We start from the raw sequence: 23,954 nt of genomic DNA on the forward strand, positions 1-23,954 counted from the left end.
TGGCTTCGACAATGCCTGCTCCCGCCGTGTTGCCCGTGCCGACGCCGTAGACGATGCCTGCGCCCGCGAGCTCCACGCTCGCGAGGCCCACGCCGAAGGTGTTGTCTCCCACGGACGCCGCCACGTGGTACCGGCCATCGGGAACCTGGAGCCGGAACTTCCCTCCGGTCGTCTGCACGAAGCTGGCGAGGCGCGGATCCTTGGTGCCGTTGCGGTCGCCTCGGGTCAGAAGACCGGCCGTGCCCTGCCAGCCCCAACCACGGGCCGCGTCGAAGGCGGAGTCGTCGGCCACCGCCCAGCCCGCCACCGCCGGCGGTCCCGGAGGCTGGAAGTTCAGGGCGAAGAGCTCCCGGGTCGCGTTCGGAATGACCTCGAGGGCTGCCTGGGCGTCAACCTGCCCGATCTTCGCGTGGAGCGTCGTGCCTCCCTCCGAGAGTCCCTGCACCGTGCCGTTGGTCACCGTGGCAATGGACGGACTGTCGGAGCTCCAGGTGGCCTCGCAGGTGACGTCGCGGGTGAAGACGTCGGCGCCGCGGTGGAAGGAGCCGACGGCCGTGTAGCGCGCCGGCATTCCGCGGAGCGCCTTGAGCGCCGTTGCTGGCTGAATCTTCAGCGCGTCGAGGACGACGTCACCGGCCATCGGCACCACTTCGAGCTCCAGGGCTCCGACCAGCCCGCGCCGGGTGAGCGGGTCGGTGTAGCTCGCCTGCAGCCGGGCCCGGCCCGGGTTGATGGCCCGGAAGGTGCCACCCTCGTCCACGGTCGCCACCTCCGGGTCGAGCGAGCTGAACGTGACCCCCGACGTGGCGACGAACGAGCTTCCGTCCTGGAACACCGCCGTCACCTGCAGCTTGCCGGTCGTGTTCGTCTCGACCGAGGCCTTGGGCGTCTTCACGTCGATGCGCCGCAACAGGCGAGGGGGTCTCGAATCGAGCCGGTAGACGAAGACATTCGTGTCGACGGTATTGACCACCACGAAGACGTTCAGACCTGGCACGTAGCGGAACCGCCCGAAGGTCCCGTTCATGTTGGCCGGTCCGGGCACCACCGTGCCCCGTGCCGGATGCTTCGTCCAGACGCGGGTGTCGATGTCCAGCGTGTAGATGTCCCCGCCTCCCTTCCACGCCACGATGCGATCGCTCACCGGGTCGTAGTCGACGCCGGGATTGCCACCGTCTTCAATCTCCCTGGCGCCCGTCGTCGCGAGCCGCACGTGCTTCGGAACGAACTTCCCCAGCGCGTCGATGCTCCAGGTCTCGGTGAAGCCCTGACCCACCGCGACGTACAGCTTGCGCCGGGGGTCGACGACCGCGTTCCGGTAATAGCCAAAGTTATCCGTCTCACCGCGGAGGGTCCACTTGCCGGTGGCCGGGTCCCAGAACGACATCGCCCCTCCGCCGGCGTGGTACCAGAGGACGCGGGTGCCGGGATCGTAGGCACAGTTGGCGCCGGTGCGCATTCCGAGCTGGGGAAGGTCGGGGTGATTCTCCCAGCGGTTCGTGTCGAGGTTGAGCGCCGTCTGCGGCCAGCCCTCCCAGCCGACCGCGAGGAACCGGTCGAAGGGCAGAGGCAGGTACTCGAGCCCATCGTAGGTGTGGGTGGCGCAGTTGACCCCCAACGACCGGGAGGGACACTCATCTCCCTCTTTGACGGGGTCCGGGTCGGTCAGGCGCAGCCACGCGCCCGTGCGCAGATCAAAGCCGTAGATTTCGTTGCCGAAGTAGCCGTTGTGGCCGCCGCCGGTGATGTAGAGCCGGTCGCGCTGGGTGTCCAAGGCACCGCTCGACCAGTCGTTCATGATTCCGCTGATGCCCTCGCCCCAGGCGAGCCACGGATACTTATCGGGCGTCGGCTTCAGGGCCGCGGCCCGCAGGTTCGAAGCCGGGAACTCGTACCAGTGTCCCGCCGCCAGCCCGGAGAGTGCATCCGGCTGGGGATTCGGGATGGTCACCGTCACCGGGTTCGACGGGGCACTCTCTCCCCCGTCGTCGGTGAGCGCGGTGACGGTGTACGTGTACGTCTCGCCCGGGACGGCCGGGCGGTGGGTGAAGGACGACCGATCGACCTGTCCGACCTGCGCCGCGCCCAGCAGCACGCGGTAGCGCTTGACCGAGGCATCCGGCGACGGCTCCCACGCCAGTGAGACTTCGAAGGAGGAGACGCTTGCCGCGGCGAGCTTCGTCGGCGAGGCGGGGCGCGCCGGCTTCGGATCGCACGCACTGACACCAGCGTCGAACCCCGCGTCAGCGCCGGCGTCGGCTCCCGCATCAGCCCCTGCGTCAGCTCGCCCGACAACTCCGCCGTCATCTGTTCCATTGTCCGAGCCGGTGCAGCCGGCTGAGGCCAGAACCAACACACTGACGACAAGGGTTCGAACGAGCGGTCGAAGCAGCATGCGCGTGTGCAGTCCTACGGTGCTCTCTTCCATCCTCGATAGTTTTCGTGAGCGAGCGTCTCTGTTTTCGTGGGTCATCTGCAGTCTCAGTGTGACTTCTGTAGTACGGCGGTCATCAGGCGCCCGCTGCGACCTGTGGAGCATGCACAGGCCTGCAACGCCAGCCAGTGCCTGCCTCGCGCAACAACCGGGTGGCTCCATGGGGTGTCATCCCTCTTGGCTCATTTGTATCAGACTGATATATAAGGGACAGGAGGTCACCGTGGCCAGAGAGAACACGTGCCAGTTCGCCATCCTGGGGATGCTGTGCCGGGAACCCATGAGCGGTTACTCAACTTCTTCCATCTCCAACCGAAAGCTCCCCCCTCCATGGCTGGCAGCCGCGCGATGCGCGCACTCCCTGCTGTGGGTCCTTCCCGTGCTGTTCTGGCTGGGATGCTCCACCGGCAGCACTACGGCCCCCCATGACAATCCCGGTGGCCAGGACGCCGGCTGCGTCGAGCCCCCGTCCGAGGGCGGCTCCGACGCGGGTGTGCCGGCCGACGTGCTCTCCCCCAGCCGCCAGTTGCGGCGCGCCGCGCTGGCGCTGAGGGGAACGCCTCCGACGGACGAGGAGTACGCCGCGCAGGAGGCCGCCGGGGACGAGGCCGCGCAGCGCGCCTACGTCTCGGCCTTCGTGGACCAGACGCTCCAGCAGCCCGCGTTCTACCGGACGCTGTTCGAGACGGCGCGCGACTGGTTCAACATTCCGCCCGTGGGGCCGTCAGCGGATCCGCCGGAGTATGGCTTGCAGCAGCAGCGCTCCATTGTCCGGTGCGCGGACGGCACCCCGAAGGCCGGGGCCTGGAAGTACTTCCGCGGCGACGAGAAGGCCTGTCAGGGCCAGAAGCCGGATGGAACGCCCGCGGAGGAGCGCTCCCTCGAGCCCTGGTGGGCGCCGGGCACGACGGCGGTGCTGGTCGGTTACGCGGCGAGCGTGGCGGCCACGGGGCAGACCTACGACGCGAGCGGCTTCCCGGTGACGGTGACCTGCGCCACCGCGGGCCCGATCGCGAACTGTGGCTGCGGGCCCGCTGCCGTGCGCTGCCACGCCGACACGGGAAGCTATCCGGGCTGGGAGGATTACGGGCTCCACAACCCGCAGGGGCAGCGGCGGCTCGTCGCCGAGGAACCCGCCCGGCTGTTCGCGCACCTCGGCTGGCACGACCGGCCGATGACGGACCTCATCCTCGGCAGCTACTCCGTGGGGCCCACGCGCCTGCAGGCCGCCTACGTGATGCAGGGGCTCGCCGGCGAGTTGACGTACCTGCTCGACGACGATTCCTGGTGGAGGCCGTCGCGCTTCGCCAACGCGCCGGTCGACCCCGAGCACTCCCAGGGTGATCCGACCGCCTGGCGCGAGTACTCCGTCCCGGCGCGCAACCCCTTCTTCCTGGAGGAGCGAGACTACCGGTACGACCCGCGCACGCAGTCCACGGCCATGAGGGGCATCCCCGCCGCGGGCATGCTCACCAGCCTCGGCTTCCTCAGCGCCTTCACCCGCGAGCGCGTGCGCGGCGCGCGGGCGCTGGAGATGCTGGCGTGCGAGGAGCTCTCCCCGCCGCAGGGACAGGAGTTCAACGAGTACCGGAGAGACCCGGGGACGGAGGGGCCCTGCCAGCACTGCCACCGCCGGGTGGATCCGGCGGCCATCCACTTCAAGCGCTACGCGAAGATAGGGCACGGGTTCGAGGGCCATGGCGCGACCTACCCGATGCCGGGCGTGGGCACGGTGTGGCACTGGCCCGCGCGGTGGCGCACCAGCGAGTACCCCTATCACACCGACCCGTTCATCCATTGGAACCGCTGGTACATGCCCGACACGCTCCTGACGCCCATCACGCAGGCCCAGGCCGAGGCGAACCCGGAGGCCGTCTTCATCGACTTCCTCCCGCCGGAGCAGAACCTGCTGGGCCAGGTGAGTGACGGGACGGTGGGGCCGCTGGGCTTCGCCAAGCTCATCGTCGCCTCGGGCTCGTTCGACCGGTGTGTCGTGCGCCACCTGCACGCGCAGGTGATGGGGCGGGACATCGACCCGGCGAAGGAGGCGGGCTACCTGGAGGACCAGGTGGCGCGCTTCATCGAGGGAGGACGCAAGGTCCGGCCCTTCGTCAAATCACTCACCCAGTCGAGCTTGTTCCAGAGGGGGCTCTGACATGAACCGCTTCGCATTCCTCCTCGTCCTCCCCCTGGTGCTCCTGTCCGGCTGCGAGGGCACCGCGATCTCACCCCAGTCCCGGTCCCCCCAGTCCCAGCCCCCGCCCACCACCTGCGGCACGCCCGCCACCACCGAAACCCAGCGCGTCATGGAGGGCCTCAAGCCGCACTGCGAGGGGTGTCACGCGCAGGGCACGCGCGGCTACTTCGCCTCGGTGGCGGCCTTCCAGAGCCTGCTCGTCTCGGACTCCCGGCTGGTGAAGGCGGGCAGCCCCGATGACAGCGAGCTGGTGAGGCTCCTGGAGGGCCGGGGCACCGGCGCCTTCAAGCAGATGCCCATCGGCCAGAAATCCTACGCGCAGCTCGTCTCGGAAGGCTCCGCGACGCTCTCCGTGCAGGCGGTGCGCGCATGGATTCAGGGGCTCGGCGCGCAGCAGCGCGATTCCCGGCCGAACCCCGACGCCCCGCGCATCACCCGCATGAGCGCCGACCAGGTTCAGCGCGCGCTCTACCAGCAGCTCGGGCTGGGGTACGACGACTTCTTCGTCAATGCCAAGGAGTTCGGTTTCGACATGGCGGAGTCCCGGGGCGAGGACCACCTCCCGCTCCAGTCGCCGGACGCCATCCCCGCACCCCGGCAGTACATCTCCGGCGAGCGCTACCACGGGCTGGGCGGAGGCTCGGTGATGAACCAGGTCTCCGCGGACCGGACCCCCGCGCCCACCTTCGCCCTGACGCTGACGCAGGTCTCCCAGCGCTGGTGCCGGCGGGCCCTCGCCAAGCCGGACAACACGGCGCTGTTCCCGAAGGGCGCGGCGCGCACGGCGAACCCGGCCGACGTCAAGGCCACGCTGAAGCGCTGGTCCCTCCACTTCCTGGGGGAGCGCTTCACCGACGCGCAAGTGGACGAGCTGTACGCGGACGTCTTCGTGCCGCTCGCGACTCCGACCGACACCGAGCCCGCCTACGTGGGGGTCTGCTCGTACTTCATCCGCCACCCGCACTGGATCTTCTACTGAGGCCCCCATGAAACTCTCTCGTCGCAATCTCTTTCAAGCGGCCTTCGGGGCCGCGCAGGTCGGGCTGCTGGCGCGGTATGGGCTGCCGACGACGATGGCTCAGTCGGCGTCGGGCCGGCCCACGAAGATGCTGGCCATCTGGCTGGTGGGCGGAATCCATTGGGAGTCCTTCTTCGCGCCGATGACTCGCGCGGGCATCCAGAAGTTCATTCCTCCCGCGCAGGGATACGAAAACGCCTACGGGTACAACCCCGAGCAGGTGGAGCACCTGGACCGCTCTCCGGTGGACCTGCTGGCTCCCGGGCCCGTGCGCAAGCTGCGCATGCCCGTCTACTGGAACTGGGCCAACCCGGCGGACAGGAGCGGGCGCAATCCCGTCGTCGGCAACGCCCAGACCTACCGCCCGGATGGGTACGTGTGGGCCAACCCGAAGTACAAGCTCTACGAGAAGGCGGTGCTGTTGGTGGGGGCGGACCAGGGGACGGCCGCGCACGCCAGCGGCCTCATCGCGAGCATGTGCGGTGTCGCCGGCTCCACCTTCCGGGCCCCGTCGGTGCAGGCCGTTGTCGCCAACGCCATGGCGTCACGCTTCCCGGACCGGGCCCTGCCCAATGTCGCCCTGGGTGGGCCACTGCCGATGGCGCTCGGGCTGCCCGCGCTGGCGAACCCGACGCTGCTCTCCTCCAGCGCGACGGTGGAGCCCACGCTTTCCGACCGGCGTGACGGCACGTGGAACGGCCTGCGAGCGCGCAAGGATGAGCCGAATCTCGCCTTCGATGGCACGCCGATGTCCGGCACGGTGCCCGCGACGGCGGTGGACTCGGCCCTGCTCAAGGCAGTGCGGCGCGAGCGCGGCACCTCCACCGCTGGCACGGATGCGTACCTGGAGCAGCTCTACGACACGTACAAGGGCGCCAGCCGCACGATTCGCCGGGACATGCTGTCGGTGCTCGAGAAGACGCCCGCCTGGGAGAAGCTCAAGGCCGACCCCGCCTATCCCGAGGACTGGATGGCCTGCACCGGCTATGCGGATGCCTGCGGCATGATGCAGTCGATGGGGGACTATGCGTTCGCGCTCCAGTTGCTGAAGTCCGACCTGGTGTCGACCGTCACCCTGCGGGGGACGAGCATCGAGGGCTTCACCTTCGACTCCCACTTCGTCAACGGGCAGATCGTGCATGCCCAGTACCTGCGCATCGCGTTCGAGATGGTGGGGCGCATGTGCCTGGAGATGAGCCTGACTCCGAGCCGCTCGGACCCGTCCCGCTCGCTGCTGGATGAGACGCTCGTCTACGTCTACAGCGACTTCGGGCGGACGTTTCCCAAGGTGGGCAGCGACCACCACCCCGCGACGTGTGCGCTGCTGGTGGGGGGCGGCATCCAGGGGAACCAGATGATCGGCGGATACGACGAGAGGATGGAGGGCTCGCCCATGGGCATTCCGGTGAGGCTCGTCGAGGAGTCCGGGGACATCGTCACGCGGACGCCGAACTCGCAGGACATCGCGGCGACGGTGCTGCGCGCCTATGGACTGGTGCCCGGCAAGGACTTCTTCATCCCGGGGGGCTACGGCGTCTTCGATGGCGTCGTGAGGACCTGAGCGAAGTTGTGACGCGGGCGTCCGCATGACGCCCGCGTCCGCACTCCAGGAGCATGGCGAAGTCCCGCTCCTCGTACCAAGGCAGGCCGCGCCCCACCTCAGCAGGGCGGCCGAGCGGCTCTACGCAAACAGTTCGCGCAAGTGCCTCTCCAGGATGGGGATCATTTCCCTCACCTTGGGCGAAGAAAGGCGTTGAGGAGGGTAGACAAGGTTCACCGGCGCATACTCCGTGGCCCAATCCGGAAGTACCCGGACGAGCCTCTTCCTGGCGAAGTCTTCCTTCAGCAACGCTTGGGGCACCAGGGCCAATCCCGCCCCGCGTCTCACGAGGCTCAGGATCCAGGCGAAGGACGTAGACGAGACCACGAAATCAGGCTTCAACCGGACGGCCTCTCCGCTCGCCGAGCGAAGGTGCCACAGCATGCTGCCCTTGTTTCCCTCTTTGCTCACAAAGCCGATGCACGGATGCGCCGTGAGGTCTCGTGGGTGCTGAATGGCCGAGGCTCCCTGGAGATAGCGAGAGCTCGCCACCACGACCAGGTTTCCCACCCCGAGGCGCTTGGAGCGCAGGCCGGAATCCTCCAGGTTCCCTCCCCGGATGGCGATATCGAATCCCTCGGTGATGAGGTCTACGTAGCGATTGCTGATGTGGGTCTCCACCTTGACCTGAGGATACTTCTCCCGAAACTCGATGACGGCAGCGGATATCTCCGAGGGCGGAAGATCCGCGGGCGCGGAGATCCTCAAGGTACCGGTGGGTTGCTGCCGGGCCGCCGTGGCTCCTTCGAAGGCACCCAGCAGGGTCTGGAGCGCGGCTTCGGATTCCTTGAAAAAGGCGGCACCCTCGTCCGTCAGTTTCAACTTCCGGGTGGTTCGGGTCAGGAGGCTCACCCCCAGGGCCTTTTCCAGGCCAACCACCCGGTCACTCACGGTGGAGACGGAGAGACCGAGGCTCCGAGCCGCCTTGCTGAAGCTTCCCGCCCTCACCACGTTCACGAAGATCATCGCTGCATTCAAGTCCGGATTCATCTTTCGCCTATCCGGAAAATATATTGGGATTCTTCGCTCTTCTCAATGTGGTCTGTCGGGCCAAGAATGGGGGTATCAAATGAACGAGACCCCGATGACCAGGACCATTGCGAAGGAATCCATCCAGCAGCTCTTTACAGAAGCCCGCACCCATCATTTCTGGCAGAACAAGCCCGTCTCGGAGCAGACCCTGCGGGAACTCTACGAGCTGATGAAGTGGGGACCCACATCGGTGAACTCCGCACCGGCGAGGATCGTGTTCGTGCGGAGTGAATCGGAGAAGGCCAGGCTCTATCCAGCCTTGATGGGGTCCAACATCGAGCAGGTGAAATCGGCCCCCGTGACGGCAATCATTGCCTACAATGAGAAGTTCTACGAAGACCTGCCCCGGCTCTTTCCGAGCTATGATGCAAGGCATTTCTTTGTCAATGATCCCAGGTTCAGCTACGACACGGCCTTTCGCAACAGCTCCCTCCAGGGAGCCTACTTGATTTTCGCGGCCCGCGCCCTGGGCTTGGATGTCTGCCCCATGTCAGGCTTTTACAATGCGGAGGTGGACAAGGTCTTCTTCGCGGGCACGAACCTCAAATCGAACTTCATCTGCACGATCGGGTATGGTGACAGTTCGAAGCTCTACCCGCGGGGACCGCGCCTGTCTTTCGAGGAAGTTTGCACGATTGTTTGAGCGCCGCGCGGAAGCCGACGGCTCTCCTTGATGGTTGTAACGATTTCTTTGACACTTTCTTCGCTCACTGCACGTACCGATACGGGAGCACCTGTGCGGCGCCGTTGACGGTGACGGTCACGTTCACCACGCCCGCCGCATGGGCGGGGGCGCGCGCGGAGATGACGGTGGAGCTGTGGACCGTGACGTCGGTCGCCGCGGTGGCGTCGAAGAAGACGGTCGCGGTCGCGTTGAAGCCCGTGCCGGTGATGACTACGTTGTTGCCGCCATCGTGCGCGCCGATCGCGGGCGTGAGCGCCGCCAGGGCGAAGTTCTGGTGGGTGAAGGCGTTCGGGAGCTCCACGAAGATGTTGCGGCCGTGGAGCGTCTCGGTGATCCGCACGTCCACCGCGCCCGCGGCATGGTTGGGCGGCGTGGCTGTGACCGTGGTGTCGTCGACGCTGTTGCAGACCGCGGCCACGCCGCCGAAGGTCACGGCGATGTTGTCTGGGATGTTCCGCCCCCGGATGGTGACCTGATCGCAGTTGGCGAGCGCTCCCGTGTTCGGCTCCACGGCGAACAGCGTGAAGGTGTTGTTGATCGCGGTCTGCACGGCGATGACGTTGGCGAAGTTCTGCGCCATGGCGGTGTCGTGTTTCTCGATGGTCTTGAGGTCGGCGCCCCGGTTGGGGTGCCACATTCCGTTCGGCGTGTTGTGCGCCAGCAGGTTCCTCGTGTAGTTGTTGTCGGGCCGGTGCAGCGTGACGTCCAGCACCTGGTAGATGGTGTGCGGCGGGTGGGTGTGCCGGCAGAACAGGAGCCCGCCTGCGCCTCCCGCGATGTGGTTGTGGTACGTCTGGTTCGGTACCTGTACCGCGGCGCCGCCGTCGCGCGCGTCGAGCGCGCCGGTGTTGTGCATCTGCCGGAGCTGTCCAGCCAGGTTCGGATCGTTCCCTCCGTTGGCCAGGATGGAGTCGAAATCGTGGCCGGCGGGGTAGAGCACCACATGCATCGCCGGTTCGGCGGCCTCGTAGGTGTAACCGTTGGCGAGCTGCGAGGTGTTGTTCTGCTGATCGCGCACCATGACGTCCAAGGCATGGGCGTTCCCGTTGGGGTGGACCACGTTCGGCGTCTGGACGAGCCGCTCCGTTTCGTCCACGAACACCGTGTTCACCTGCTGGCCGCCGAAGAAGGCCACCATCGACTGGGTGGAAAAGCCCATGCCGAGCAGTCTCACCTGCGTGTTGCCGTTGCGGTCTCCGCGCGCTGGCGCCACCGCGACGAGGGTCACGGGCGCGGTGTACGTGAAGCCGTCCGCGAGCGTGGCGGTCTGGGCGCCGCCGCCTCCGCTCACCGCCACGACGTCGCAGAGGACGCCGCCATGCGCCGGGAGCGCGGGCGCGGTGCAGTCGATCTGCGTGGGGGACACGACTACGAGGTTTCCGACGGGGAATCCTCCGATGGTGACGGTGGTTCCGGCGTCGAAGCCCTTGCCCTTGAGCGTGAGCGGGAGGCCGCCCGCGGAGGTGTCGGTGCTGGGGTTCACCGAGGTGAGTTGCAGCGGCTCATAGGTGTAGCCGGCGTTGAAGCGGCCGCGGGCATGGTCGTGCCCGTTCACGACGTCGACGTTGAGTCCCTGGCCAATTGGCGTCGGCGCCTGGCGGGCCGGGACGTCGGCGTCGACCGTCTGCTCGTTGATTCGCTGCACGTTGAGGGCCTGCCGTCCGGCGATCAGCACGCTCACGTTGGGACCGAAGTAATTGCCGGTGATCCGCACCCGATTGCCGGCCAGGAGCGGCCCCTCCCGAGGCGTGATCGCCTGCACCTCGGGGTTCATGTACGTGAACGCGCGCACGGTGGTGGCGGATTGACCATCGCTGTTGGTCACCCGCACGTCGACCGCGCCCGCGGCGTGGACCGGTGTGTCGACGTCGAGCTGCACGGCGGTGGCGTTGACCACGGTGGCGGCGACGTTGTCGAAGAGCACCGTCACGTTGGCGGTGAAGTTCACGCCCGTGATGATCACCCGCGTCCCACCGCCGGTGGTTCCCTGGGTGTTCTGGATGGCGGTGATGGTCGGCGGGGGCTGCACCACGGCCACGGGCTGCACGAGTTGCTGTGGCGGAGCCTGGGGCAGCACCACCGGGTTGTTCGCCGGTACGAGCGTCTGAGGCACCACGGGCGGTGCGCAGTTCTGCACGGCGCCGTTGTTGAGCTGCGCGCCCCTCCCGCGTGCGCGGGTGCAGCAGAGATAGAGCGTCGAAGCGGTCACCGCGATGGCGGTACCAGCGAAGCCAATGACCAGCGTGGGAGGGATCACGAGCGCGGCCCGTTCTGCGCCGCGCGCGCTCCCAGCGAGGCGAGCACCTGATCCAACACCTTCCGCGCCCGCTCCGGGTCCTTGGAGCGCAGCAGCGCGCCTGCCCACGCGAGCTCGGACTTCTCGTGGAAGCGCTCGCCGCAGCAGAGCACGGTGCAGACGTAGTCGGTGATCTCGGCCGAAGTCCGCAGGCCGAAGCCCTCCGCCTGCTCGATGGCATTGCGAACGACCGTTTCGAAGGCGGGCCGGCCCAGCGCCCTCTCGTGGTCGGCGAAGTCGCTCGCCATGATCTCGGTGAGCTGCTCGATGAAGCGCTGGTGGACCGCTCCCTCGAACGTGGCAATCTGGGCATCACGGATGGTGAGCATGGTCAGGGTATTGCAACGACCCCCGGTGCGAGAGTCAAGCCGACAGCCATCCCGCCCGGGCCTCCATGGCGAAATCCGAGTCTGAGACCTTTCCCGGGGACATCGCGGCGACGGTGCTCCGCGCCTACGGCCAGAGGCACCAGCCACAAGAGGCCCAGGGCCCTGCCGCGCACCTCATGAGACGGCTGCCTGGGCAGGTGTGTACCCCACGGGGACCGCGCTGCCTCTCCTCCGGCCTGGCGCACCACTCGGCCGGCCCCCTTCAGCGCATGCCTCTGGCCTGGGAGCTGTTCACGTGCCCGCTGCCGATGGAGCTGCGGGCGCGGCCAGACGCGCTACCCGCCGGAAGCGAGCTTCTTGCGCCGAGCAAGCTCCGCTTCGGTCGGCTTGTCCAACGCGAACGACCCGGTCTTCACCGCTCCGGCGCGTTCGTACGTCGCGATGACGACGCCAGTCGGTGAGACAGCGGACTTCGTGAGCTTCAGGGCACCGGGCGCGATGCCGGGCCCGAACAGCCGTTTCCCCCCGCCGAGCAGCACCGGGTAGATGAGGAGACGCAGCTCATCGACGAGCTGATTCGCGAGCAACGTCTGGAGCAGCTCGCTGCTGCCCTGAACGAGCAACACCGGACCCTCCTGCTTCTTGAGCGCGCGCACCGCGTCCGCGACGTCCTCGCCGAGCCACTGCGTGTTCTTCCAGGTGAACGTCTCGGGAGAGTGGGTGGCCACGTACTTGGTCGCGCGGTTGAACGTCTCCGCGACCTGCGCGTTCACCGCGTCGAAGGTACTTTTCGTGGAATCGGTCTCGATGTAGGGCCAATGCGCCGCGAAGATGTCGTAGGTGCGCCGACCGAGAAGAAGGTCGAAGGGCTGCGAAAAGCCTTCGCCGAGCGACGCACCAATGGCGTCATCCCAATACGGCGTCGTCCAGCCGCCGAACTTGAAGCCACCTGTTGGATCCTCCTCCGGACCACCCGGCGCCTGCATCACGCCATCGAGACTGACGAAAACTCCGGCCACGACTCTTCGCATGGAACTGCTCCTTCGAAAGGGGTTCAGTCCTACGACGAATGGTCCCGGCGGGGATCGACATGGCCGCGAAGATTTTCTCGTGGTCCATCGCCGGGCCCGATGTCCTTGACCATCCAGGCACAGCCCAGGCCTTGTCGTTGTCGAGCCTTCAGGCAGTCGGCCGTCGTCTCGAGCAATTGCTGCCCCGGGCCCGGATGCGAGTGCTCGAGGGTAGGGACCCCTGTTCGCCTGGGAGCGCGCGGATGAGATGGCAGAGTGGGTTACGGAATAGCTCCATGCGTGACGGGGTCGTGCCTGGATGCGGGACATCGGCTCACGCGCTCGAGCGTCGGAGGGCCTCACGGCGTGCCCGCACGTCCTGCAGCAGCACCTGGACGGCGGCGGCGACGGGCAGAGCCAGCAGCGTGCCGAGCAGGCCCGCGATCCCGGCGCCCAGGAGCACCACCACGGTGATGAGCAGCGGGTTCATCTGGATGGTGTGTCGCTGCACGAGTGGGCGCAGCACATGGGCGTCCAGCTGCGCGTAGGCGAGGTAGACGCCCAGGACCACGAGCGCCGCGTGCATGCCGGTGGAGGCCAGCGTGGTGACCCCGAGGAGGACGGCGGAGAGGGCGCTCCCCATCAAGGGGACGATGGCCAGCAACGCCACCAACAGCGCGAGCGGAAGGAAATAGGGCACTCCCACGGAGAGCAGGACGATTCCCACCACCGTGCCCTCCATGGCGGCGAGCAGGAGGGCTCCTCCCACGTAGCCACCCACGCGGTGGCTCATCCGCTGTGCCAGCCCGAGGAGGCGCTCCCGCTTGTCCGGCTCGAACCAGCCCAGCAGAGAGTCCACCACGTCTCGTCCGAAGAGCAGCATGAAGAGTGAGAGGAAGGAGACGGCGATCGCCGCGCCCACTCCGATGAACACCCGCCGGGCCAACTCCACCATGGAGTGCAGGGAGCCGCTGCCGCCCTGGCGCAGCCGCTCATGGATGAGCGCCCCCAACTCGAGGTGACTGTCCAGCCATGCGAAGGCGCCGGTCCGGCGAAGCTTGCCGAAGAGGAGGGGGGCCTCTTCCAGGAGCAGGCGGAGCTGATGCAGGCACAGCGGAACGACGCTCCGCAACAGCACCACGAGCAGTGCCACAAAGGAGAGGCAGACCGTGAGCACCGCCAGGCCGCGTCGCAGCCCTCGCCGCTGGAGCCAGGAGACCAGGGGCTCGAGCGCCAACGCGAGGAACAGGGCCACCAGTATCCAGGTGATGACCTGCCATGCCGCGCGTACCAGCAGCACCAGCGACACCAGGGCCACGGTGTTGAGGCCCACCCTCCACACCGTCCTGTCACTGAGCGGCGGAACACCGCGAGCCTGGCTCATGGCGAGCCCGAGGAGGGCAGGCCGGTGTCCATGCCGAGCAGCTGCCAGTACCGGTTGCGCAGGCAGAAGTAGCCCGGCAGTGCCCGCGCATCCGGCATGCCAGTGCCCCAGCCCGCGAGCAGGGCCACCGTGGTCTCGTCCGGGAGGTCCGGCAGGATGAAGTCCTCCAGGGAGGCATGGCGCCGGTAGAAGGGCTCGCGGTGGAGGAGGAGCGCGTGCTCGTACTCCAGCACCGACTCCACCCAGAGCGGGTCGCACGAGGTGAAGCGCAGCTTGCTCGTCAGCCGCTGCACCTCCTCATGGTCTCCGTGGAAGCGAGCGAGGGCCAGACGGGCGCATAGCCGCGCGCAGATGCTGGCTCGCTGGCGCGGGGAGGGAGGGTGCTCCACCTCGTGCGAGTCCCCATGCTCCCTCACGGCGGCACTCGCGTCCTGCATGGCCGGGTGCTCCACGGAGGACTCCAGGCCCCCCGCTTCATGCGCTTCCGACTTCCGAGAGAGCACCCGATGGAGACAGGACTGCCAGAGGGAGAGGGCCGGATTGCGAATGGTGGAGGGAACCTTCGACATGCGCATACGGTGGGTTCACTGGCGCACCATGGGTAGCGCGTGCCTGCTCGCCCGATCCTCCCCAGTCCTTTCCAACACGGCAGGGGGGCTCGGGCTTGGACTCAGAACGTGCCGCTGAGCAGCAGGCCGCCGCCGTCGGCGCGGAACACGGGGGAGAAGCGGGCCTGGATGGACGAGGGAGCCCTGGCGGGGGTGACGGGCTTGCCATCATCGGAGAGCCCCAGGTCCGATCGGAGCTTCTTGTTGTATCCGTCGGCCAGCTCGCGTGCCTCACTGGGCGTCACGGGGTGGGGGTTGATGAAGATGGCCGCTATCAGCACGCCGATGCCCGCCGCGGAAATCCCGAAGCCTGTCAGGAACGCCTCCCGTCGCCGATCCGCCCGCTCCCAGTTGCGATCGAAGCAAGCGCTGGTGTCCTCGAAGTAGCCGCGGTCTGCGAAGCAGTCCTCTGATTGGTTGGCATTGGCGCCGGTGACGCCGGCGACGATTCCTCCCGCGATGGCCCCCACACCCACGACTCCCAGGACCGTCTTGAGGGTCATCTTGCCTTGGTAGGCCTCCACCAGGTCCGCTCGGCCCACCTTCTGGTAGAAGGTGTCCCCCCGGAGCGGTTTCTTGAACTTGCCCTCGTACGGCACGGTGTGCTGGGACACCACGGCGTGCGTTCCGGCGTTCACCGCGATGAACTCGTCGAAGCCGATGTACTGCTGCTCGTACTGCTCCACGGGGTCCATCGAGGGAGCGGAAGGCGGCACGGGCTTGGAGGGCGTGGGCATGGAAGGAACGGGCTTGGAGGGAGCGGGCTCGGGAGCTGCCTGGGTCCTAGGCTCGAGCGCGGTTCCCCGAGTCGCGGAGAAGGCGCCGCGCGTCTGGCCCGTGGTGTCATAGACGGTCACCACGGCCTGGGTCTGCTCGCCGGAGGCGTCCGGGAAGAGCCGCAGCACCAGGACGCGGTCCACGGGGAAGCCCGCGCCGCGCTGGACGATGGTGGCATCATCCGAGCGCGTCACCGGGCCGAGTGCCTGGGCATCCATCACCAATGACGCCTTGCCGCTGGCGCGCAGCGCCGTCGCGAGCGCCTGTTCTGCCTGGGTGAGTGCCGGGGACTCGGCGCCCGCGGGCACCAGCAGGTAGCGGGCGGGGGGCGCGTCGAGCCAGGTGGCCAGGGACTCGGCGGAGAAGGTGGCGCTCCAGGTGGAGTCCTCGGCGGCGAGCGCGGAGGAGACGGGAGCGGAGAGCAGCAGGGTCAGGGTGAGGAGGAGAGCGCGCATGGCTTGAGACGGTTGCTTATGGGACAGGGCGGGCGCGGAACAAGCCCCCCTCCGGGAAGGGGGGACGCCTCACCGGGAAGGTGTCAAAGGATTCGTCGTTCCGACGCCCTTGCCCCGCCGCATGCGCAGACAGGGGGGCAGACGACTCGTAGGGGGCGGGATGTCGAGACGAGTCCTTTGACACCTTCTTTGGCGCGCGATGGAGTCAGTTCCCCTCGAGCGTCGTCGTCCCGAGCGACGGATCCGCAGCGATGTCCTGCTCCGCGAAGGCGATGGGACGCCACTGCTTCTCGGAGAAGCGCTTGAGCTGGTTGCGGTACAGGTCCGACGCCGGGTCCGCGCTCTGCCCGTAGGTGAGGAAGGCGCGGGCGCGGGGGCCGTTGTCGGTGTACTCCAGCGCCATCAGGAAGCTGGTGCCCGAGTTGATGACGTAGCCGTCCTGGGTGAGCCCGGTCGAGCTATCAAGCACGGTGCCGCGCGGGGTGGTCGGCTCCAGCGAGGTGTTGCTGCTGGCGTCGTAGCCGCAGATGTTCGTCACGCCGTCCACGTCGCCGCCGCCGTGCAGGGCGACGCGCTCGGTGCCACGCAGGGCGTATTGGGTCTGGCCCAGCGGGGTGCTCACCTCGAGGCCCGCGGCCTTCAGCTTCAGCACGGCGGCGGCCAGCTTGTCCGCCAGCGGATCCGCCCCCGTCTCCGGGCGGGGCTTCAGGGTGTTGGGCGTGGTCAGCGGCGCGCTCGGCGAGAAGGGCGTGGCGAACAGGGGGCCGGCGTTGAGGAGGGCGCTGTAGGTGTACGCGCTCATGAGCTGGCGCCACAGGGCGGCGCCCACGCTGTCGACGTCGTAGCGTCCGTTCCAGGCCGCCAGCACGTCGCAGGCCTGCGTCAGGTCCACCGTCTGCCCTTCGGCGGTGCCCGTGGGCGAAGCCTTGCAGCGCTGCACCACGTCCGCGAGCAGCAGCTCGGCGGTGGAGCTGCGGTTGGAGAGGATGGCGTTCTGCAGCTCCTCGAGCGAGAAGCGCCCGTCCGCGCCGGAGGCACCGTCCGCGCGCACCTCGGTGAGCAGCTGGGCGTTCATGCGCGTGCGCGGCGTGCGCGGCGTGCCCTCCTGGCCATGGATGGGCGAGAAGCCCGTCAGGGGCTGCGCCGGGTTGGCCAGCCAGTGGCTGTCATTGGAGTTGAAGACGAAGTCCCGGCGCTGGAGCTGCGGGGCTCGGGCGAAGGGAATCAGGCCCGGGCTGCGCGCGCCGGGCTCCTCCAACCACTCGTCGCGGGAGGTGCTGCCGTCCAGCAGCACGACGTTCGACCTGAGCAGCCGTGCCTGCGGCGAGTCGGGGTTGGCCACCGCCGTTGCCCAGGCCTGGAGCGTCGCCGGGCGCAGGTTGGGCGTGGCCGCCGCGTCCGCGTACCAGACGTTGCCCTCCGGCGTCGTCGCCATCGTGTGCACCCAGGGGATGCCTCCCACGTTGGCGAACACCTGCTGGAACTCCTCCAAGCTGTTGGCCCGGCTCATCCCCAGGAACTGGGTGATGAGGGACTCGTTGTCCAGGTTGGCGTCGCGGTAGCTGAGGGTGAGCTGGTTGCTCCAGCCGATGCCCGCGAGCGAGATGATGGGGCCGTGGTGGCTGCTGTAGTAGGTGCGCGTCACTTCGCTCAGCGAGCCGTCCGGCTGCTGCACCTGGAGGGTGATGGGACGCGCCGTCATGTCCCGCACCTGGCCGTCGTAGTAGTAGGAGGTGGGCTTGCCGGGCACGAGCGGCAGCGTGTAGGCCGTGAAGCGCGCGCCGATCGACACGGTGTGCGTCCACGCCACGTGCTCGTTGAATCCGATGAGCACGCCGGGGACGCCGAGGAGGCCCACGCCGTACACGTTGAGCTTGCCCGGCACGGTGAGGTGGCTCTCCCACAGTCGGAGCTCACCCTCCCAGGGGAAGTGGGGGTTGGCCACCAGCATGCCGCGCCCGCTCTCCGAGCGCTCCGCGCCCAGGGCCCAGCCATTGCTCCCAATCTTCGTCACGTCCACCTCGCGCAGCAGCGGGAGGTTCTCGGGCTGGAGGGTCGCGCCCGTGCCAGGAGGCTGCGCGGCGGCGATGGCGCCCAGCAGTCGGTTGCCGCTGAGCAGCAGCCCCAGCGCGCGGTGGTAGGCCGTCAGGTCCACCTCGGTGATGGGCTTCACCCACGGCTGGCCCGCGCAGGGCAGGCGCTCGGCGAGCGGCAGCGAGAGGAAGTGATTGAAGCCGGCCACGTATCCGGAGATGAGCTCGCGCACGTCCGCGGGCTCGCGCGACCAGGACTCCTCGGCGCGCCGGGGCAGGTCCAGCACTCGGAAGGCGAAGTCCGTGGCCACGTTGAGACTGTTGGGACCGGCGCCGAGGTATCGGGCCCGCTCACCACGCACCTTGAGGATCTGGTCGAGCAGGGTGCAGGCGTTGTCCTGGGCGAAGGCATAGCCCTGGCCATAGCCCGCGGAGCCCAGGTCCTTGGCGGTGATGTGGGGCACGCCGAAGCCGGTGCGGCGGATGGTGGCCTGGTAGCGGGCCGTGGGGGGCGGATCCGGATCCGGCTCCGGCTTCGGCTCATCGCAACCGGTGGCGGTGGCGGCCAGTGCGAGCGCCAGCAGGGTGGGTCTCAGGGAGAGGCGGAAGGGCTGGGAGTCGAGTAGTGGGGTCATGTCCGATGAGAGTGTGGAGGGGACGGCCATGGCTCTGATAGCCCATGGGCCTGACGCGGGACAGTGGCGTCCACGCTCATACCGCCAGGTCGAGCGGCTCTTCCCGAACTTCGCCGCGAGGACGCCGGAAAATTGTCGGCCGAGCGGCACACACCAGGAGCCCAGCTCTGGCTTTATGCTCGCGTGCACCCATTCGAGCCTGGAGCCTCCTCATGGATGCCACTACCGCGGTCCCCGCCTCCACTCCGCCCCGCATCCCCCCAGGCCCTCGCGGGCTGCCCCTGCTCGGCGTGGCGCTCGACGTCCAGAAGGATGTGCTGGGCTGGAACCTGCGGACGGCGATGGAGTACGGGCCCGTGGTTCAGTACCGCTTCGGCCCCCTGCGCTCCTACCTCGTGACGCACCCGGATGGCCTCAAGCACGTGCTGCAGGACCACGTGAAGAACTACACGAAGGACCACTTCGGCTACGCCATCATCCGCCGCATCGCCGGCAATGGCATCTTCACGAGTGAAGGCGCGACGTGGCTCCGCCAGCGCAGGCTCGCGCAGCCCGCCTTCCACCGGGCGCGCATCTCCGCCATGGGGGCGCAGATGGTGAAGGCGGCGGACGAGCTGTCGGAGCACTGGGCCGCGGCCCAGCGCTCGGGGGAGCGCCGCCTCGCGGTGAACGACATGATGTCGCTCACGCTGCGCATCGTCGGAGAGGCCCTGCTTGGCACCGACATGCGCGAGGAGATCCGGGCCGTGGCCGACTCCTTCAACACCCTCAACGAGCAGACCGTGGAGCGCTTTCGCACCTTGCGCCTCCTGCCTCCCATCCTGCCCACCGCCTATGACCGGACCTTCCGCGAGGCCAGGCGCACCCTGTACGAGGTGGTGGCCCGCATCATCAGCCTGCGCCGCCAGCGCCTGGAGGACCATGGCGACCTGCTCTCCATGTTCATGCTCGCCAAGGACGAGGAGACGGGCGAGCAGATGGATGATGAGCAGCTGCGCGACGAGGTGCTGACCATGTTGCTGGCGGGCCATGAGACCACCGCCAACCTGCTCTCGTGGACCTGGGTGCTGCTGCACCAGAACCCGGACGCCGAGCGCAAGCTGCACGCGGAGCTGGATGAGGTGCTCGGGGGCCGCCTGCCCACCGCGGAGGATGTCCCGAAGCTCGTCTACACGCGCAGGGTGCTGGACGAGACGCTGCGCATCTACCCCCCCATCTACTCCCTCACCCGCAAGGTGGTGGCGGACGACGTGGTCTGCGGCTACCAGGTGCGCGGGGGCTCCTCGCTCTATCTGAGCCCCTACGCCACGCACCGCCTGCCCGAGTTCTGGCCCGACCCCGAGCGCTTCGACCCGGACCGCTTCACCCCCGAGCAGGTCGCCGTGCGGCCCCGGTACGCCTACTTCCCCTTTCTTGGCGGGCCCCGGCAGTGCATCGGCAACAACTTCGCGCTGATGGAGGGCACCCTCATCCTGGCCACGCTCGCCCAGCGCCACCGCCCTCGCATGGTGGAGGGCTACACCCCCACGCCCGAAACCCTCCTCACCCTGCGTCCCAAGGGAGAGCTCCCCGTCACCCTCTCCGCGCGCTGAAGCCCTCCGCCCGGGTGTGCAGTCCCCGCTCAGGCCGTGGGCTCGAGGACCACCGGCAGCGACTGGAGCCCGCGGAAGCCCACGTTGTCCACCCACTCGGGCAAGGCCCCTGGCGCCACCTGCATTCGTGGGAAGCGGCGCAGCAGCGCGGCGAAGGTCTCCTGTGCCTCCACTCGTGCCAGCGCCGCGCCCACGCAGTAGTGCGGGCCCATGCCGAAGCCCTGGTGACGCACCTCCTTGCGCCGCACGTCCAGCCGGTCCGGCTCCGAGAACTGCGCCGGATCCCGGTTCGCCGCCGCGATCATCAGAATCACCCGGTCCCCCTTTCGGAGGGTCTGGCCTCCGAACTCCAGGTCCACCGCCGCCACGCGGTTGGTGAACTGCACCGGCGAGTCGTAGCGCAGCAGCTCCTCCACCGCGTCCGGCAGCAGCTCGGGCGCGCCCCGCAGCAGCTCCCACTGCTCCGGGTGGCGCAGCAGCGCCAGCAGCCCGTTGCCAATCAGGTTCGTGGTCGTCTCATGCCCCGCGAAGAGCACCAGGGTGCAGGTGGACAGCACCTCCTGTTCACTCAGCAGGTTGCCCTGCTCCTCCGCCTGCACCAGCGCGCTCAACAGGTCATTGCCCGGCTGGGTGCGCCGCTGGGCGAGGAGCGGCCGGAAGTAGTCCTCGAATTCGAGGATGGCCCCCAACGCCCCCTCCACCTCCGCCAGCGTCGGACGGCCCGTGCCGATGAGGGTCGCCAGCTTGTCCGACCACTGCTTGAGCCGGTACCGGTCCTCCCGCGGCAGCCCCAACATCTCGCCGATGACGATGACGGGCAGCGGGTTGGCCAGCTCGGAGATGACCTCCATCTGCGCCTTACCCCTCACCGCGTCCAGCAGCTCCCCCACCAGCGCCTGGATACGAGGACGCAGCGCCTCCATCATGCGCGGCGTGAAGGCCTTGTTGATGAGCGAGCGCAGGCGTGTGTGCGAGGGCGCATCATGGAAGAGCAGCCAGGAGGCCATGTTGCGGCTCATCGGTTCCAGCTTCCGGAGGACCTCCTCGGGCATCCCCTGGGAGAACATGCCCGTCCGGATCGATGACAAGCGCATGTCGCGGAAGCCCGCATTCACATCGGCGTAGCGCGTCACCACCCAGGCCCCCCACGGCTCGCTGAAGTGCACGGGCGCCTCACGCTGCAGCCGGGCGTAGAAGGGGTAGGGGTTCTGCCTTCGCTCGGGGCTCAGCAGCCCGTAGGGGTCGGCAACTTCCATCGGCATGCCCATCAGGGGTTCCTCGTGCAAGTAGTCACCGGCGCCTCTGGATGAAGCGGCGGGCCCTGCCGATTCTCTCCCCAAAAGCCTTCTTCCAGGGCATCCAGCCTGGAGGAGCGGCCTCCTCGCCGATGTACTCCATCGCCCCTTTTCCCCCACTCCGGCGGTCACGTCCGCGCCGCTGCCATGTAGGGCTCGGTGGGTCGCCACTTCCGCGCAGGGGCCACCGCAAGCGGAGGAGTCCCTCCCGGAGGTGAGAAGACGGGGAAGGGACGTGCGGCGCCCAGCTCATACCCCGAGTGCGGCCGGGTTCGCAACGAGTTGCGGGGGAGGTGCACGAAAAGGCCGCCTGTTCCTCCTACGCTCTTGCTCTGAAATCCCGTATACGCCCTCCGTACAAATTTTGCGGCATACGAGCGACCCGGAGGGCTTGTCCCCGGTACTGCTCTGGAGGATCGATGGAGTTGTCGAGTCTCGAGTCGAATTTCTGGGCAGTCGCACCGGGCGTCATCGGCGCCGTGGGGCTGCTCTTTGCAGCGTTCTTCTACTTCCGCGTCAAGTCGCTCCCAGAGGGTGACGCGACGATGAACCGCATCGCGGGCTACATCCGCGAAGGCGCGATGGCGTTCCTCGTCCGCGAGTACAAGGTGCTCGCGGTGTACTGCGTGGTCATCGCGGTGCTCATCGGCCTGGCGCTGGGTTGGGTGGCGAGCGCGAGCTTCGTGCTGGGCGCGTTCCTCTCGCTGCTCGCGGGCTACATCGGCATGAAGGCCGCGACCTACGCGAACGTGCGCACCGCGCAGGCCGCGCGCACCGGCTCGAAGCCGAACGCGCTCCTGGTCGCCCTCGACGGCGGCGCCGTGATGGGGCTCGCCGTCGCCGGCCTGGGCCTGATCGGGATGGGCGGCGTCTACTACGCGTTCAAGGGGAGTGAGCACCTCTCCCCCATCCTCCACTCCTTTGCCGTGGGGGCGAGCTCCATCGCGCTTTTCGCGCGTGTGGGCGGCGGCATTTACACCAAGGCCGCTGACGTAGGCTCCGACATCGCCGGCAAGGTCATCGAGAACATCCCCGAGGACGACCCGCGCAACCCCGGCGTCATCGCCGACAACGTGGGCGACAACGTGGGCGACGTGGCCGGCATGGGCGCTGACATCTACGAGTCCATGGTGGCCGCCATCGTCGCCGCGATGGCGATAGCGCTGACCGCCAATGCGACGGAGCTCTCCCGCCTCGTGGTGGACGCCTCGGCGACGGGGAGCGCGAAGGTGGCGGGCGTGGTGCTCCCGCTCGTGCTGTCCGCGGTGGGCCTGGTGGTCAGCGTGCTGAGCATCTTCATCGCGCGCGCCTTCAAGCACATGAACCCCGCGCAGGTCCTGCGCAGTGCCCTCATCATGCCCCCTGTCATCCTGGTGGCGCTGTCGTTCGTGATGATGCAGCTGTTCGGCCTCTCCCAGTCCATCACGGTGGCGCTGGCCGCGGGCGCCTTCGGCGGTGCCATCATCGGCCTTGCCACGGACTACTACACCTCGTCCACGCCGGTGCAGCGCATCGCGGAGGCCTCCGTCACGGGGGCGGGCACCAACCTCATCCGCGGCCTCTCCGTCGGTATGGAGAGCGTAGGCATCTCGATGGCCACCATCGCCTTGGTGGCCTACATCGCGGACCGGGCGCTCGGCCTGTACGGCATCGCGCTGTCGGCCGTGGGCATGCTGGGTGGCACGGCTGTCGTGATGACGGTGGACGCCTACGGCCCCATCTCGGACAACGCGGGTGGCATCTCCGAGATGTCGGGGCTCGGCCCCGAAGTGCGCGCCATCACCGACGAGCTGGACGCGGTGGGTAACACCACGGCGGCCATCGGCAAGGGCTTCGCCATTGGCTCGGCGACGCTGACCGTCATCGCGCTCTTCTCGGCGTTCAACCTCGAGGTCAATCACACGCGCGTCGCCGCCGGCATGCCGGAGATGAGCCTGCTGCTGACCAACCCGAACGTCATCGTGGGCCTGCTGCTGGGCTCCATCCTCCCGTTCCTGGTGGGCGCCTCGACGATGCTCGCCGTGGGCCGCGCGGCGGGCGCTATCGTCGAGGAGATCGGCCGCCAGTTCCGCGAGATTCCGGGGCTGATGGAGCTCAAGGCCGATCCGGACCCCAAGAAGATCGTCGACATCTCGACCAAGAGCGCCCTGCGCGAGATGATCTTCCCGGGCCTCATCGCCGTCGTCGCCCCGCCGCTGGTGGGCTTCCTGCTGGGGCCTGGGGCGCTGGCGGGCCTCCTGGCCGGCGCGCTCGTCGTCGGCGCCACGATGGCGCTCTACATGGCCAACGCGGGCGGCGCGTGGGACAACGCCAAGAAGTACATCGAGAAAGGCAAGCTGCCGGGCCACGCGAAGGGCTCGCACGTCCACAAGGCCGCCGTCGTCGGCGACATGGTGGGTGACCCGTTCAAGGACACCTCGGGCCCGGGCGTTGCCATCCTCATCAAGGTCATGAGCGTCGTGTCGCTGCTCGTGGCGTCCCTCATCGCGCTCAGGTAGCCAGCGCTTCCGTGCGGCGCCTTGAGGTCGAGGCGCCGCACCGCAATTGGCATCTCGCACCATGCGTCCTCCGCAG

Annotated in this window: 15 protein-coding genes and 1 pseudogene; 6 read left to right on the plus strand and 10 right to left on the minus strand. The window is 68.2% G+C overall.

What is annotated here, in order from left to right; translation table 11 throughout:
- Positions 1 to 1,960: 1,960 nt before the first annotated feature.
- Positions 1,961 to 2,596, minus strand: a pseudogene (locus tag F0U60_RS15165) (fibronectin type III domain-containing protein); the annotation flags it as partial.
- 61 nt (positions 2,597 to 2,657) lie between these two features.
- On the opposite strand from F0U60_RS15165, the gene F0U60_RS15170 reads away from it, so the two are divergent.
- The 3 genes from F0U60_RS15170 to F0U60_RS15180 are packed head-to-tail and all read left to right on the plus strand — an operon-like array spanning position 2,658 to position 7,210.
- On the plus strand, positions 2,658 to 4,589 hold the full coding sequence (locus F0U60_RS15170; RefSeq protein ID WP_395819856.1) for a hypothetical protein: 1,932 nt from the start codon (positions 2,658 to 2,660) through the stop codon (positions 4,587 to 4,589).
- A gap of 1 nt (position 4,590) precedes the next feature.
- A complete protein-coding gene (locus tag F0U60_RS15175) occupies positions 4,591 to 5,610 on the plus strand; it encodes a hypothetical protein (protein WP_395819859.1) in 1,020 nt (339 codons plus the stop codon).
- Between the two features lie 7 nt (positions 5,611 to 5,617).
- Complete coding sequence (locus tag F0U60_RS15180) at positions 5,618 to 7,210, plus strand: DUF1501 domain-containing protein (protein WP_395819862.1); 1,593 nt, start codon at positions 5,618 to 5,620, stop codon at positions 7,208 to 7,210.
- A gap of 120 nt (positions 7,211 to 7,330) precedes the next feature.
- Here the strand turns inward: F0U60_RS15180 and F0U60_RS15185 are convergent, their stop codons facing one another.
- On the minus strand, positions 7,331 to 8,239 hold the full coding sequence (locus tag F0U60_RS15185; RefSeq protein WP_395819865.1) for a LysR family transcriptional regulator: 909 nt from the start codon (positions 8,237 to 8,239) through the stop codon (positions 7,331 to 7,333).
- Between the two features lie 79 nt (positions 8,240 to 8,318).
- Here F0U60_RS15185 and F0U60_RS15190 point away from each other — a divergent pair, with 79 nt between their 5' ends.
- On the plus strand, positions 8,319 to 8,924 hold the full coding sequence (locus tag F0U60_RS15190) for a malonic semialdehyde reductase (RefSeq protein WP_395819868.1): 606 nt from the start codon (positions 8,319 to 8,321) through the stop codon (positions 8,922 to 8,924).
- Positions 8,925 to 8,988: 64 nt separating this feature from the next.
- Here F0U60_RS15190 and F0U60_RS15195 read toward each other — a convergent pair whose 3' ends face one another.
- From F0U60_RS15195 to F0U60_RS15225, 7 genes are all read right to left on the minus strand, one after another.
- On the minus strand, positions 8,989 to 11,223 hold the full coding sequence (locus tag F0U60_RS15195) for an IPT/TIG domain-containing protein (protein WP_395819871.1): 2,235 nt from the start codon (positions 11,221 to 11,223) through the stop codon (positions 8,989 to 8,991).
- Entirely contained in the window at positions 11,220 to 11,591 is a 372-nt protein-coding gene (locus F0U60_RS15200) for a hypothetical protein (protein ID WP_395819873.1), read from the minus strand. The genes F0U60_RS15195 and F0U60_RS15200 overlap by 4 nt, the downstream gene beginning before the upstream one ends.
- Positions 11,592 to 11,926: 335 nt before the next feature.
- The gene (locus tag F0U60_RS15205; RefSeq protein WP_395819877.1) at positions 11,927 to 12,622 is read right to left on the minus strand and encodes a dihydrofolate reductase family protein; all 696 of its coding nucleotides are present in this window, start codon (positions 12,620 to 12,622) and stop codon (positions 11,927 to 11,929) included.
- A 313-nt stretch (positions 12,623 to 12,935) separates the two neighbouring features.
- Positions 12,936 to 13,985 (minus strand): AI-2E family transporter, encoded by a 1,050-nt coding sequence (locus F0U60_RS15210; RefSeq protein WP_395819880.1) that lies wholly within the window; start codon positions 13,983 to 13,985, stop codon positions 12,936 to 12,938.
- The gene (locus F0U60_RS15215) at positions 13,982 to 14,554 is read right to left on the minus strand and encodes a hypothetical protein (protein ID WP_395819883.1); all 573 of its coding nucleotides are present in this window, start codon (positions 14,552 to 14,554) and stop codon (positions 13,982 to 13,984) included. The genes F0U60_RS15210 and F0U60_RS15215 overlap by 4 nt, the downstream gene beginning before the upstream one ends.
- Positions 14,555 to 14,655: 101 nt before the next feature.
- Positions 14,656 to 15,825: a hypothetical protein gene (locus F0U60_RS15220; protein ID WP_395819886.1), complete on the minus strand. Its 1,170-nt coding sequence runs from the start codon at positions 15,823 to 15,825 to the stop codon at positions 14,656 to 14,658.
- Positions 15,826 to 16,030: 205 nt separating this feature from the next.
- Complete coding sequence (locus F0U60_RS15225) at positions 16,031 to 18,493, minus strand: acylase (protein ID WP_395819889.1); 2,463 nt, start codon at positions 18,491 to 18,493, stop codon at positions 16,031 to 16,033.
- Positions 18,494 to 18,705: 212 nt separating this feature from the next.
- On the opposite strand from F0U60_RS15225, the gene F0U60_RS15230 reads away from it, so the two are divergent.
- On the plus strand, positions 18,706 to 20,085 hold the full coding sequence (locus tag F0U60_RS15230; RefSeq protein WP_395819892.1) for a cytochrome P450: 1,380 nt from the start codon (positions 18,706 to 18,708) through the stop codon (positions 20,083 to 20,085).
- A 29-nt stretch (positions 20,086 to 20,114) separates the two neighbouring features.
- On the opposite strand, the gene F0U60_RS15235 is transcribed toward F0U60_RS15230, so the two are convergent.
- Positions 20,115 to 21,347: a cytochrome P450 gene (locus F0U60_RS15235; protein WP_395819895.1), complete on the minus strand. Its 1,233-nt coding sequence runs from the start codon at positions 21,345 to 21,347 to the stop codon at positions 20,115 to 20,117.
- A 452-nt stretch (positions 21,348 to 21,799) separates the two neighbouring features.
- Here F0U60_RS15235 and F0U60_RS15240 point away from each other — a divergent pair, with 452 nt between their 5' ends.
- Positions 21,800 to 23,878, plus strand: a complete 2,079-nt coding sequence (locus tag F0U60_RS15240) for a sodium-translocating pyrophosphatase (RefSeq protein WP_395819898.1) — start codon at positions 21,800 to 21,802, stop codon at positions 23,876 to 23,878.
- The last annotated feature ends 76 nt before the right edge of the window (positions 23,879 to 23,954 follow it).

Origin of the sequence: Archangium minus (assembly GCF_044360475.1) — a bacterium.
GTDB classification, from domain to species: Bacteria; Myxococcota; Myxococcia; order Myxococcales; family Myxococcaceae; genus Archangium; species Archangium minus.